At 71.8% G+C, this 12259-nt stretch carries 12 protein-coding genes; 8 read left to right on the top strand and 4 right to left on the bottom strand.

From position 1 onward, the window contains the following. Positions 1 to 83: 83 nt before the first annotated feature. From CCN42_RS00750 to hemC, 3 genes are all read left to right on the top strand, one after another. Positions 84 to 1100, top strand: coding sequence for a questin oxidase family protein (locus tag CCN42_RS00750; RefSeq protein WP_086732586.1), 1017 nt, complete (start codon positions 84 to 86; stop codon positions 1098 to 1100). 28 nt (positions 1101 to 1128) lie between these two features. Next, positions 1129 to 1647 carry a hypothetical protein gene (locus CCN42_RS00745; RefSeq protein WP_086732585.1) on the top strand — a complete coding sequence of 173 codons (519 nt, stop codon included), beginning with the start codon at positions 1129 to 1131 and terminating at the stop codon, positions 1645 to 1647. A gap of 75 nt (positions 1648 to 1722) precedes the next feature. Then, entirely contained in the window at positions 1723 to 2658 is a 936-nt protein-coding gene (hemC, locus tag CCN42_RS00740) for a hydroxymethylbilane synthase (protein WP_086732587.1), read from the top strand. A gap of 16 nt (positions 2659 to 2674) precedes the next feature. Here the strand turns inward: hemC and CCN42_RS00735 are convergent, their stop codons facing one another. Continuing rightward, positions 2675 to 3196 (bottom strand): hypothetical protein, encoded by a 522-nt coding sequence (locus CCN42_RS00735; protein ID WP_086732584.1) that lies wholly within the window; start codon positions 3194 to 3196, stop codon positions 2675 to 2677. 411 nt (positions 3197 to 3607) lie between these two features. On the opposite strand from CCN42_RS00735, the gene CCN42_RS00730 reads away from it, so the two are divergent. Next, a complete protein-coding gene (locus CCN42_RS00730; protein ID WP_086732583.1) occupies positions 3608 to 4402 on the top strand; it encodes an RNA polymerase sigma factor SigF in 795 nt (264 codons plus the stop codon). Here the strand turns inward: CCN42_RS00730 and CCN42_RS00725 are convergent. Beyond that, positions 4399 to 4737: an ANTAR domain-containing protein gene (locus tag CCN42_RS00725; RefSeq protein ID WP_086172774.1), complete on the bottom strand. Its 339-nt coding sequence runs from the start codon at positions 4735 to 4737 to the stop codon at positions 4399 to 4401. The genes CCN42_RS00730 and CCN42_RS00725 overlap by 4 nt on opposite strands. A 128-nt stretch (positions 4738 to 4865) precedes the next feature. Here CCN42_RS00725 and CCN42_RS00720 point away from each other — a divergent pair, with 128 nt between their 5' ends. Then, entirely contained in the window at positions 4866 to 5669 is an 804-nt protein-coding gene (locus CCN42_RS00720; RefSeq protein WP_086732582.1) for a VOC family protein, read from the top strand. Between the two features lie 68 nt (positions 5670 to 5737). Here CCN42_RS00720 and glgX read toward each other — a convergent pair whose 3' ends face one another. Both glgX and CCN42_RS00710 read right to left on the bottom strand, forming a co-directional pair. Further along, a complete protein-coding gene (gene glgX, locus CCN42_RS00715) occupies positions 5738 to 7858 on the bottom strand; it encodes a glycogen debranching protein GlgX (protein WP_169731379.1) in 2121 nt (706 codons plus the stop codon). 29 nt (positions 7859 to 7887) lie between these two features. Further along, entirely contained in the window at positions 7888 to 8400 is a 513-nt protein-coding gene (locus CCN42_RS00710) for a pep a2 (protein WP_086732580.1), read from the bottom strand. A gap of 326 nt (positions 8401 to 8726) precedes the next feature. Here CCN42_RS00710 and CCN42_RS00705 point away from each other — a divergent pair, with 326 nt between their 5' ends. The 3 genes from CCN42_RS00705 to treS all read left to right on the top strand — a co-directional run. Continuing rightward, positions 8727 to 9023, top strand: coding sequence for a DUF5133 domain-containing protein (locus CCN42_RS00705; protein WP_086173520.1), 297 nt, complete (start codon positions 8727 to 8729; stop codon positions 9021 to 9023). An 84-nt stretch (positions 9024 to 9107) separates the two neighbouring features. Further along, positions 9108 to 11102, top strand: a complete 1995-nt coding sequence (locus CCN42_RS00700; RefSeq protein WP_086732579.1) for an alpha-1,4-glucan--maltose-1-phosphate maltosyltransferase — start codon at positions 9108 to 9110, stop codon at positions 11100 to 11102. Further along, positions 11099 to 12259 (top strand): maltose alpha-D-glucosyltransferase (gene treS / locus CCN42_RS00695; RefSeq protein WP_086732578.1); only part of this gene is annotated, 1161 nt, incomplete at its 3' end. The genes CCN42_RS00700 and treS, both read left to right, overlap by 4 nt.

Raw genomic sequence — 12259 nt, 5'->3', positions numbered from 1 at the left:
CCCAGGGCCTAGGCCCTGGGACCTGTCGCGGGTCCGGCCCGCGGCCGATCACACGGCGCCGCCGCTGCCGTAGCGTCCGGCACATGACCATGAGTGACACGAGCGGACGGCTCGACGAGGCCTTCGAACGGCTGCACACCACTGGCCCGGAGTTCCGGGGATGGCTCAGCAACCACGCTCCCATGGTGGTCGAGTCGCTGGCCGCGCACGGACAGGCGGGGGCCGTGCACCGCTGGCTGGACCTGTACGACGACCGGCTGGAGGAGTTCCCGGCCCGAACGGAGCGGGTCACCGACGCCAACTGGCGGGAGGCGCTGGGCGATCCACGGCGGGCCGCCGACTGGGTCGACCACTTCACCCGCGCCGTCGCCGACCGCCCGTGGCGCGCCGTGCTCGCCGAGTGGTGGCCGCGCCTGCTGCCCGGGCTGTACGCCGGCGCCACCCACCCTGTCATCCGCGTCGGCCACGCCGTACGCGCCCTCCAGGCCCAGGAGAACGAGCCGCGGCGCACCGAACTCGCCCATGCGATCGGCTACTGGGCGGCCCGCCACCTCCCCGTCGCCGGCATCGAGCCGCTGCCGGGCGCGCCGAGCGCCGCCCGGAGCCTGGACGCCGTGCCCCCGGTCGAGCCCGCGGAGGGCGGCTATCTGGCTCGGCTGGCCGCCGTACGGCGGCTGCCCGTGTGGGCGGACGACGTGACCGACCCGGACACCGCACGCGACCGGCTCACCGAACTCGTCCGGGCCGCCACGCACCGCTACGCCACCCACGGCCACGGCGACCCGACGATGCTCGTGCACGCGGCCACCGCCCCCAACGCCGTGCTGCGCACGCTGGACGCCCTCCCCCGCGAGCTGTGGGCGCCGAGTCTGCACGCCGCCTGGACGGCCTCCGCGGCGGTGACCGCGATGTACGCCCCGAGCGAGCCGGCCGACCATGTCCCGTCCGCCCGGCTGACCGCCGGGGAGGTCGTCGAACTCGCCCTCGCACACGGCGACGAGCACGTCATCAAGTTCGCCGACACCGCTCTCGACATCGGTGACGAGCAGGCCCTCGCCGCCGCCCGGCGCGCGGTGGAGCTGAGCGACCCCCTGGTCTGAACCCGCTGCGGCAGCGGATGATGGCCGAATGGATCATGACGACAGACTGCCTTCGGCGGTCGGCGCCGAAGCGCTGCTCGCCCTGGCCGACGGCCACCACGCCCGCACCGTCCGCCCGGCCGGCACCCGGGAGGCGGCCGGCCACCTGGTGAAGGCGTACGCCCTCGAGGCACCGGGGCGCACGGTCGCCGGGCCGGACGTCGAGGCCGCGCTGCGGCTCGCCGAGGCCCATCTGGCGCTCGGCGGGCAGCGCGGTTCGCTCGGGCTCGGCGTGCTGATCGTGCACGCGGGCGGCGACGGCGACTACGTGCTGGTCCACACCTGGATCGAGGGGCACATGGCGGACCTCGCCGTCTTCACCGGCCCGGCCGGGCGGCCCGGACTGCTGCGGCCGGGGCGGGCCGGGCTCGCGCCCTGCGTGTGGGAGGCGGCCCTGCTGGCGCACGAGCGGGAGGCGTACTCCCGGCACGTCCTGGACGGCACCGGTCCGTTGTCCGGCCGGATCGCCGCCTGGAGCGCGGACACCGTCGAGGGGACGGTGCGCTGAGCGGCACGCCCGGCGCGGCGCTCACTTGACGCCCCGTCGAGGCGGTCGGGCCGGAGGGGGTCTATCGTGTCCGCCATGTCCGTTCCGGAGCTGATCCGTATCGTCTCGCGTGACTCGCCCATGGCCCTGGCCCAAGTGGAGCGGGTGCGTGCGGAGTTGACCGCCCTGCATCCCGGTGTGCGCACCGAGGTGGTGCCCGTGAGGACGACGGGCGACAAGTGGCTGGGGGATCTGTCCCTGGTCGAGGGGAAGGGTGCCTTCACCAAGGAGGTCGACGCCGCGCTGCTGGCCGGCGCGGCCGATCTCGCGGTGCACTGCGTCAAGGACGTGCCCGCCGACCGCCCGCTCCCGGCGGGCACGGTGTTCGCCGCGTTCCTCAAGCGCGACGACATCCGCGACGCGCTGGTGCACCCCGGCGGCCTCACCCTCGACGAGTTGCCGGCGGGCACCCGCATCGGCACTTCCTCGGTGCGCCGGATCGCCCAGTTGTCCGCCACCCACCCGCACCTGGAGTGTGTGCCGTTCCGCGGCAACGCCAACCGGCGGCTGGCGAAGCTGGCGGCGGGCGAGGCGGACGCCCTGCTGCTCGCGGTGTCCGGTCTGGAGCGCATCGGCCGCCGGGACGTGATCAGCGAGGTGCTGTCCCCGGAGACGATGATGCCGCCCATCGGCGCGGGCATCCTCGCTCTGCAGTGCCGCGAGGACGACACCGCCCTGATCGACGCGGTCAGCGCCCTCGGCGATCCGGCGACGCACCGGGAGGCGACCGCGGAGCGGATGTTCCTGCACGTCCTGCAGGGCCACTGCAACAGCCCCATCGCCGGCTACGCCCGCGTGGACCGCGGCGGCGAACTGTCCCTGCGGGCGTGCGTGTTCACCCCGGACGGCAAGACCCGGCTGAACGCGCACGAGTGGGCCGGCCGGCTGGACGCGGCCACCCTCGGCACCTCGGTCGCGGTGGCGCTGCTGCGGCAGGGCGCCCGGGAGATCATCGACGGCATCCCGCACTGACCGGCGGGCGCGGGCGTCAGGCGGTGCCTTCCTCCGCCTGGTCGCGCAGGAAGTTGCTCACCTGGTGGGCGAGGCTGTCCCGGCCGACGGGGGGATGCGCGTACGGGGTCCCCTCGGGCAGGCCGACGCCGCCGGCCCACATCCGGCGGTCGGTCCACTCGTCGTCCACCCGCAGCTGGATCTGCACGTCGACCTGGCCGAGCGCGCTCTCGGGGCCGGCGGCGTACAGCACGGCGGTGATCCGGCGCAGCGGGTAGATGTCGTAGCCCTCGATGAACTGCGAGTTGCGCCAGTCCAGGAAGGCGCTCTCCCCGTCGGGGCCGATCCGCACGTCGATCTGGCCGTCCTCGAGGTGGATGCCGAAGCGTTCGGCGCCGCGGTTCTCGATCGTGACGCGGAGGCGGAAATACGTCAGCCCGTCGGCGGCGTCGTCCCGTCCGCGCGGCGGCTCGGCCCGCTCCAGACGGTGGACGCGCAGACGCAGACCGGCGTGCTCGTCGTACTCGTGCCAGTCCCCGACCACGTTCGGCTCGTACACACTCCACCTCTCGACCTCTAAGACGTGCTTCCTATCGGCGGCCCGAGCGCACTGTCAAATGAGCGGAATGGGCGGTTGCCGGTGTTCTCCGGGGCTTGATCGCTGATCAAGGCGTGGGCAGCGGGAATCCGCCGGAGCCCGGCCGGGCGGGGTGCGCGGGCGTGCCGCACATCACGTCCGGCCCGGCCGGTGATCGTCGCGCGCCGGCCGTCCCGGCGGGAACGGCAGAGAGTACGCGAAGGGTGTTTCGTCCGGTTTTGTCCGGGGAATGTACAGGGAAGTGCTTCGGACAGGAGGCACGACCGTGGGAGCCTGTGCGCAGGGACCCCGGCGTCCCGTATGCCAGTGCCCGAACACACGCCTCCCACGGTGTCCGCCCATCCGGCACCCCGTAAGGGAGGCACGCGCACGATGCGTACGGCCGGCAGAACGAAGCAGCATCCGCACGACGACGCTCCGGACACCACGGCAGCGTTCGAACGACTCCAGGAGCTGCCCGAGGGCAGCCCGGAGCGCCGGGCCCTCAGGGACGAGCTGGTCCGGCTCTGGCTCCCCATGGCGGAACGGATCGCCGTCCGCTTCCGCGGCCGGGGGGAGGCCCTGGAGGATCTGTACCAGGTGGCGGCCCTCGGACTGGTGAAGGCCGTCGACCACTACGACCCCTCGCGCGGCCGCGCCTTCGAGGCGTACGCCGTGCCGACCGTCACCGGCGAGATCAAGCGGCACTTCCGCGACCACATGTGGACCCTGCACGTGCCCCGGCGCGTCCAGGACCTGCGCAACCGGGTCCGCAAGGCCGCCAAGGAACTGGCCCAGACCACACCGGGCCGGGCCCCCACGGTCGCCGAGATCGCCGCACACGCCCAGCTCAGCGAGGCCGAGGTGGCCACCGGCATGGAGGCCCTGGAGTGCTTCTCCGCGCTCTCCCTGGAGGCCGAGATGCCGGGCACCGACGGATACGCCCTCGGGGACGCGATAGGCGGCCCCGACCCCCGCTTCGACACGGTCGTGGACCGGGTGGCCGTCCGTCCGTGCCTGGAGGCCCTGCCCGAGCGCGAGCGCACCATCCTGTACCTGCGGTTCTTCTGCGGCATGACGCAGAGCACCATCGCGGAGCAGCTGGGCATCTCCCAGATGCACGTCTCCCGCCTGCTGAGCGCCTGCTTCGCCCGCCTGCGGGAGGAGCTGCTCTCGGAGGTCCGTTAGAGACCCTCGGGCGGTGCCCCCGGGATCTGGGTCGGGCCATGGCGGTCGAGGGCGTCCTCCAGTTCGGCCCGGATCTCCGGGGGCATCTCGCCCCGGCGGCCCCAGATGAGGATCAGCTCCGCCACATTGCGGAGCTTGATGTTGGTGTGCTGGGAGACCTCCTTCAGCACCAGCCAGCCCTGGTCCGGGGTCACCCGGCCCAGGGCGACCACCATCCCGATCGCCTGGTCGACCACGGCGTGGGAGGACACGGCCTCCTTCAGCTGGGCCACTTCCTGCTGGAGAGCGAAGATCCGGTCCGTCTCGTCGGCCGGTTCGCGCGGTGTGCTTGCCACCCGTCCATCCTCCCTACGGGGAGTCCTCGCTGCCACCGGGGTACTCGGCAGGCGCCAGAGGCGGTTCCGGTTGGACACTGGTGACGGACCGGTGGCCGCCGGCCCCACGAACACAGGGAACGACTGCCATGACACAGCACCGGACACCCGCCGCCCGCCCGACCGAGGTCGTCTCCACCGACTCGGTCTTCGGCGCACCCTGCTGGGTGAGCCTGACCAGCCGGGACCTGCCCGCCACGGAGGCGTTCTACTCGGCCGTGCTGGGCTGGCAGTGGCGCTCGGCCAAGCTCGGCGAGCGGTTCCGCATCGCCCTCGCGGACGGTGCGCCGGTGGCCGGCATCGCCGGCATGGCCGGCATGTGGCAGGCGGCGGTCGCCTGGACGCCGTACTTCGCCGTGCGCAGCGCCGACGAGGTGGCGGGGCGGGTCCAGGAGCGCGGCGGCACCGTCGCGGTCGGGCCGATCTCCTTCCCGCCCGGGCGCGGGGCGCTGCTCGCCGACCGGGACGGGGCGACCTTCGGGATCTGGGAGGGGTCGCTGTTCACCGACTGGGAGACCTGGCGGCGGGCGGCGCCCGCCTTCGTCCGGCTGCACACCCGGGACGCCTTCGACGCCGCGATCTTCTACGGCGAGGTCCTCGACTGGGCCTCGGCGCGGCCGGGCTGCTGCGAGGTGCAGTACGAGGGCGAGGAGGTCGTGCTGCGCAGCCGCGGCGACATCGTGGCCCGGATCGAGTCCGGCGCCGTCGAGTCGGCTCCCGACCCCACCGTCCGCCCCCACTGGCAGGTGCACTTCTCCGTGCCCGACGCCGCCGCCTGCGCCCGTGCCGCGGAGCTGCACGGCGGCAGCGTGCTGCGCGAGGGCTCCGACGAGGCGGTGCTGCGCGACCCGGACGGCGCACAGTTCACGGTCACCTCGCGCCGGGAGCGGTAGGCCGAGCGGACAGGGGCGGGGCGGACACCTGGACAGGGTGTCCGCCCCGCCCCTGTCCGCCGTGGGCGTCAGCCGTTCCGCCGGCCGCGCGGCGGCCGGGACAGCAGGACCAGGCTGCGGCTCTCCACCGGCACCACGGTCCCGGCCTTGTGCTCGGTCTCGTCCGGGGTGTCCGGGCCGGCCGTGTCGAGGACCGTCGTCCAGCGCTCGCCGTAGGCGACGTCCGGGAGGCGGAAGTCGACGGGCTCCCAGTAGCTGTTCAGCAGCAGCAGGAAGGAGTCGTCGACGACCGGGCGGCCCTGGGAGTCCGGCTCGGCGATGGCGTCCCCGTTGAGGAAGACGCCGACGCAGTGCGCGTCGGAGCGCTGCCAGTCCTGGTCGCTCATCTCGCTCGCGTTGGGCAGCAGCCAGACGAGGTCGGGCAGCGGCTGGTCCGGCCGCACGGCGGTCTCGCCGCGGAAGAAGCGCCGGCGCCGCAGCACCGGGTGGGCCGCGCGCAGCCCGATCAGGTACCGGGTGAACTCCATCAGGCCGCGCTGTTCCCCGGTGAGCCGCCAGTCGATCCAGGAGACCTCGTTGTCCTGGCAGTAGGCGTTGTTGTTGCCGCGCTGGGTGCGGCCCAGCTCGTCGCCGTGGCAGAGCATCGGGATGCCCTGCGACAGCATCAGCGTGGCCAGGAAGTTCCGCTGCTGCCGGGCGCGCAGCTCCCGCACCGCCGGGTCGTCGGTCTCCCCCTCGGCCCCGCAGTTCCAGGACCGGTTGGTGCTCTCGCCGTCCCGGTTCCCCTCGCCGTTCGCCTCGTTGTGCTTGTCGTTGTACGAGACCAGGTCGCGCAGGGTGAAGCCGTCGTGCGCCGTGACGAAGTTGACGCTGGCGCGGGGCCGGCGCCGGCTGTGCTGGTAGATGTCGGACGACCCGGTCAGCCGGGAGGCGAACTCGCCGAGCGTGTGTTCCTCGCCGCGCCAGAAGTCACGGACGGCGTCCCGGTACATGCCGTTCCACTCCGACCACAGCGGCGGGAAGTTGCCCACCTGGTAGCCGCCCTCGCCGACGTCCCACGGCTCGGCGATCAGCTTGACGCGGCTGATCACCGGGTCCTGCTGGATCAGGTCGAAGAACGCCGACAGCCGGTCCACCTCGTGGAACTGCCGGGCCAGGGTCGCGGCGAGGTCGAAGCGGAAGCCGTCGACGTGCATCTCGGTGACCCAGTACCGCAGCGAGTCCATGATCAGCTGGAGCACGTACGGGTGCCGCATCAGCAGGCTGTTGCCGGTACCCGTGGTGTCGTAGTAGTGCCGCCAGTCGCCGTCGACCAGGCGGTAGTACGAAGCGTTGTCGATGCCCCGGAAGGACAGCGTGGGACCCTTCTCGTTGCCCTCGGCGGTGTGGTTGTAGACCACGTCGAGGATGACTTCCAGGCCGGCCGCGTGCAACGCCTTGACCATCGCCTTGAACTCGGCGACCTGCCGGCCGCCGGTGGAGTCGGCGGCGTAGGCGTTGTGCGGGGCGAAGAAGCCGATGGTGTTGTAGCCCCAGTAGTTGGACAGCCCGCGGTCCTGGAGCACCCCGTCGTGGACGAACTGGTGCACGGGCATCAGCTCGACGGCGGTGACGCCCAGCGAGGTCAGGTGCTCGACGATCGCGGGGTGGGCGAGCCCGGCGTAGGTGCCGCGCAGCTCGGGCGGCACCTCGGGGTGGGTCCGGGTCATGCCGCGGACGTGGGCTTCGTAGATCACGGTGTCCGCGTAGGCCCGCCGGGGCGGGCGGTCGTCGCCCCAGTCGAAGTACGGGTCGGTGACCACACCGAGCATGGTGTGCCCGGCGCTGTCCGCCGGGTCGGGCCCGGCGGACGACCGCTCGTACAGCGAGGGGTGGTTGTCGATCTGCCCGTCGACGGCGGCGGCGTACGGGTCGAGCAGCAGCTTCGCGGGGTTGCAGCGCTGGCCGAGAGCCGGGTGCCACGGACCGTGCACCCGGTAGCCGTACCGCTGCCCCGGCCCGATGCCGGGCAGGTAGCAGTGCCAGACGAAGCCGTCGACCTCGTTCACCGGCACCGTGCGGTGCCGGCCGTCCTCGTCGACGAGGACGAGTTCGACCCGTTCGGCGACCTCGCTGAAGAGGGCGAAGTTGGTGCCCTGACCGTCGTAGGAGGCACCCAGCGGGTAGGGGTGCCCGCTCCACGCGGGCACCCCGTCGTTCCTCCGGTGCGGTTCACTCGTCACCGTGCGTCCTCCAGAGCGCCGTCGGCGGTGTCGGCCGGTGCGGCCAGGGCCGCGACCGGTACCTCGCGGGGCACCTGGAGCCCCTCACGCAGGCCCGGGGTGGGTGCCGCAGGGACCAGCGGGGCGCGGCGGCCGGCGCGGGCGCGCTGGGAGAACCAGATCACCTTGCTGCCGGTGTCGGCGGCGCAGCAGCCCCAGCCGTCGCTCATCGCGGCGATGTGCTCGAGGCAGCCGCGCAGGTCCTGGTCCGGGCGCAGGTCCCGGTCGTTGTCCGCGACGGCGGTGATCAGGTGCTGGCCGTTCCACCACATCTCGATGGACGTCCTCTTGTCCGTGGCGTGCTCGTCGATGGCCCTCAGCAGCAGCTCGGCGCTGCCGCAGACGGGCTCGACCAGCGTTTCCAGGTCCCAGTACCTGAGGTGAGCGGCCAGGATGCGGCTGACCTGTCCGACGCGTTCAGGACTGACTTCCACGTCGAGGTGGTAGTAGCAGGGCACTGCGGTCTTCATCGTCGTTGGCTCCTCACCGGCGAGGCTCTCGCTCCCTTCCTCGCCCTAGCGGGCCGGATCGGCCCTGACGGGCCGAGTCCCCCGACACGAAGCGTGAGTACCGATCGCTTCTGAGTAACCTCAACAGTGGGGGTGCTAGCCCATTCGTGCAACACGAGCGACACGTGGGGTGTGGTTGAAGCTCTAACAAGACGCTGGGTCGCCGTGCGTGCACCATGAGTGAAGGCCTCGATCGCCGTAACGGACTCCGTGCTCACTGTCGTGCACGGCCACCGGCCCGACCGTCGGGACGTGCCCATCGAGTGCCCCGGAAGGTGAACGGCGCCATGCTGCTACCCGCCAGAGCCGAAGTCGCCCGGCAGCTGCGGCGGTACCGGGCGTGGGAGCGCGTCATGCTCGCCTCCCCGACCGACCGCCAGGTGCGGGCGACGTTCGAGGACTCGGGCTACACGCTGTGTGTGCTCATGGGGAAGCGGTGTGCGCGGGAGGCCGCCGACGCGGCCGAGCGGTTTCTGCGCACCACGCTGACCACCTATTTGCAGGAACAGGACGACCGGCCCCGGAAGAGCGGCGCCGCCCGGCGCGGCCCGCCGAAGGGGATCCGGTCCCGGGTGCCCGGCTAGACCGGCGGATCCCCACCCTTTCGGCGCAGGATCCCGAGCCGGGCCGCGGCGGCCCGGCTCCGAAGTACGGCGGAGGTGAGACCCATGAGTACGACGGTGGCCATCGGGCGCATCCCGGTACGGGACGTCCACCCGGCGGTCGAGTGCGGCAGGCGCCCGGCGAAGGCGGTCACGGGCGAGACGTTCCAGGTCACCGCCACCGTCTTCCGCGAGGGCCATGACGCGGTCGGCGCCAATGTCGTGCTGCGCGACCCCGAGGGCCGGCCCGGCCCGTGGACCCCGATGCGCGAGTTGGCGCCCGGCACCGACCGGTGGGGCGCGGAGGTCACTCCGACGGCCGAGGGCCGCTGGACGTACACCGTGGAGGCGTGGAGCGATCCGCTCGCCACCTGGCGGCACACCGCCCGCGTCAAGGTCCCCGCCGGGATCGACACCGGGCTGGTCCTCGAAGAGGGCGCCGGTCTCCACGAGCGCGCCGCCGAGGAGGTGCCCCGGGACGCCGGGCGCGCCGTGGTCCTCGCCGCCGCGCGGACCCTGCGCGACGACTCGCTGCCGGTCGCGACCCGGCTGGCCGCGGCGCTGACGCCGGAGGTGGACGCGGTCCTCTCCCGGTATCCGCTGCGCGAGCTGCTGACCCGCACTCCGCCGTACCCCCTTCTGGTGGAGCGGGAGCGGGCGTTGTTCGGGTCGTGGTACGAGTTCTTCCCGCGTTCGGAGGGCACGACGGAGCGTCCGCACGGCACGTTCCGCACGGCCGCGCGGCGGCTGCCCGCGATCGCGCGGATGGGTTTCGACGTCGTCTACCTGCCGCCAATCCATCCGATCGGCACCACGTTCCGCAAGGGCCCGAACAACACGCTGTCCGCGGCCCCCGAGGACGTGGGGGTGCCGTGGGCGATCGGCTCGCCCGAGGGCGGCCACGACGCCGTGCACCCGGACCTGGGCACGATCGAGGACTTCGACTGGTTCGTCGCCCAGGCCCGCGGCCACGGTCTGGAAATCGCGCTGGACTTCGCCCTGCAGTGCTCCCCGGACCACCCGTGGGTGCACAAGCACCCGGAGTGGTTCCACCACCGCCCCGACGGGTCCATCGCCCACGCGGAGAACCCGCCGAAGAAGTACCAGGACATCTACCCGATCGCCTTCGACCGGGACATGGACGGCCTGGTCGCCGAGACCGTGCGCGTCCTCAGGTTCTGGATGGAGCACGGGGTGCGGATCTTCCGCGTCGACAACCCGCACACCAAACCGGTGGTGTTCTGGGAGCGGGTCATCGCCGCCGTGAACCGCACCGACCCGGACGTGATCTTCCTGGCCGAGGCGTTCACCCGCCCGGCGATGATGCACACCCTGGCCCAGATCGGCTTCCAGCAGTCGTACACGTACTTCACCTGGCGCAACACCAAGCAGGAGCTGACGGAGTACCTGACCGAGCTGTCGGGCGAGGCCGCGAGCTACATGCGGCCCAACTTCTTCGTCAACACCCCCGACATCCTGCACGCCTACCTCCAGCACGGCGGCCGACCGGCCTTCGAGGTCCGCGCGGTCCTCGCCGCCACCCTCTCCCCCGCCTGGGGCGTCTACTCCGGCTACGAGCTGTGCGAGAACACCCCGCTGCGCGAGGGCAGCGAGGAGTACCTGGACTCGGAGAAGTACCAGCTGCGCCCCCGCGACTGGGAGGCCGCCGAACGCGAGGGGCGCACCATCACCCCCCTCATCACCCGGCTCAACGACATCCGCCGGCGGAGTCCGGCCCTGCGGCAGCTGCGCGATCTGCACTTCCACCACGTGGACAAGGAGGAGGTGATCGCGTACTCGAAGCGGCACGGTTCGAACACGGTTCTGGTGGTCGCCAACCTCGACCCTCACCACACCCAGGAGGCCACGGTCTCGTTGGACATGCCGCAACTCGGCCTGGACTGGCACGAGTCGGTGCCGGTGCGCGACGAGCTCACCGGCGAGACCTACCACTGGGGCAGGGCCAACTACGTGCGCCTGGAACCCGGCATCCGGCCGGCGCACGTGCTCACCGTCCTGCGACCGTCCAACCCGCAGATCGGAGGGTCACCCACACCATGATCGTCAATGAGCCCGTCCCGGACACCTTCGAGGACACACCCGCCCAGGACCGTGACCCGGAGTGGTTCAAGCGTGCCGTCTTCTACGAGGTCCTCGTCCGTTCCTTCCAGGACAGCAACGGCGACGGCGTCGGCGACCTCAAGGGCCTGACCGCCAAGCTCGACTACCTGCAATGGCTCGGCGTCGACTGCCTGTGGCTGCCGCCGTTCTTCAAGTCGCCGCTCAGGGACGGCGGGTACGACGTCTCCGACTACACGGCGGTGCTGCCGGAGTTCGGCGACCTCGCCGACTTCGTGGAGTTCGTCGACTCCGCCCACCAGCGGGGCATGCGGGTCATCATCGACTTCGTCATGAACCACACCAGCGACCAGCACCCGTGGTTCCAGGAGTCCCGCAAGGACCCCGACGGCCCCTACGGCGACTACTACATGTGGGCCGACGACGACAAGCAGTACCAGGACGCGCGGATCATCTTCGTCGACACGGAGGTCTCCAACTGGACCTTCGACCCGGTGCGCAAGCAGTACTTCTTCCACCGGTTCTTCTCGCACCAGCCGGACCTCAACTACGAGAACCCGGCGGTGCAGGAGGAGATCATCTCCGCGTTGCGGTTCTGGCTCGACCTGGGCATCGACGGCTTCCGGCTGGACGCCGTGCCCTACCTCTACGCCCAGGAGGGCACCAACTGCGAAAACCTTCCGGCGACGCACGAGTTCCTGAAGCGGGTGCGCAAGGAGATCGACACCCACTACCCGGACACGGTCCTCCTCGCGGAGGCGAACCAGTGGCCGGAGGACGTGGTCGACTACTTCGGCGACTACGCCGGCGGCGGCGACGAGTGCCACATGGCCTTCCACTTTCCGGTCATGCCCCGCATCTTCATGGCCGTCCGCCGCGAATCCCGCTACCCCGTCTCGGAGATCCTGGCCAAGACCCCGGCCATCCCCTCCAACTGCCAGTGGGGCATCTTCCTGCGCAACCACGACGAGCTGACCCTGGAGATGGTCACCGACGAAGAGCGCGACTACATGTACGCGGAGTACGCCAAGGACCCGCGCATGCGCGCCAACATCGGCATCCGGCGCCGACTCGCCCCCCTGCTGGACAACGACCGCAACCAGATCGAGCTGTTCACGGCCCTGCTGCTGTCGCTGCCG

It is taken from the genome of Streptomyces glaucescens, from assembly GCF_002154375.1.
Taxonomy (GTDB): domain Bacteria; phylum Actinomycetota; class Actinomycetes; order Streptomycetales; family Streptomycetaceae; genus Streptomyces; species Streptomyces glaucescens.
The sequence above is the reverse complement of the archived record's forward strand: the minus strand, read 5'-3'. Positions and strand labels throughout refer to the sequence as shown.

What these genes read in the sequence shown, in the direction of transcription:
- CCN42_RS00750 (WP_086732586.1), top strand. Translation starts at nt 84, where the DNA reads ATGACCATGAGTGACACGAGCGGACGGCTCGACGAGGCCTTCGAACGG.
- CCN42_RS00745 (WP_086732585.1), top strand. Translation starts at nt 1,129, where the DNA reads ATGGATCATGACGACAGACTGCCTTCGGCGGTCGGCGCCGAAGCGCTG.
- hemC (WP_086732587.1), top strand. Translation starts at nt 1,723, where the DNA reads ATGTCCGTTCCGGAGCTGATCCGTATCGTCTCGCGTGACTCGCCCATG.
- CCN42_RS00730 (WP_086732583.1), top strand. Translation starts at nt 3,608, where the DNA reads ATGCGTACGGCCGGCAGAACGAAGCAGCATCCGCACGACGACGCTCCG.
- CCN42_RS00720 (WP_086732582.1), top strand. Translation starts at nt 4,866, where the DNA reads ATGACACAGCACCGGACACCCGCCGCCCGCCCGACCGAGGTCGTCTCC.
- CCN42_RS00710 (WP_086732580.1), bottom strand. Translation starts at nt 8,400, where the DNA reads ATGAAGACCGCAGTGCCCTGCTACTACCACCTCGACGTGGAAGTCAGT.
- CCN42_RS00705 (WP_086173520.1), top strand. Translation starts at nt 8,727, where the DNA reads ATGCTGCTACCCGCCAGAGCCGAAGTCGCCCGGCAGCTGCGGCGGTAC.
- CCN42_RS00700 (WP_086732579.1), top strand. Translation starts at nt 9,108, where the DNA reads ATGAGTACGACGGTGGCCATCGGGCGCATCCCGGTACGGGACGTCCAC.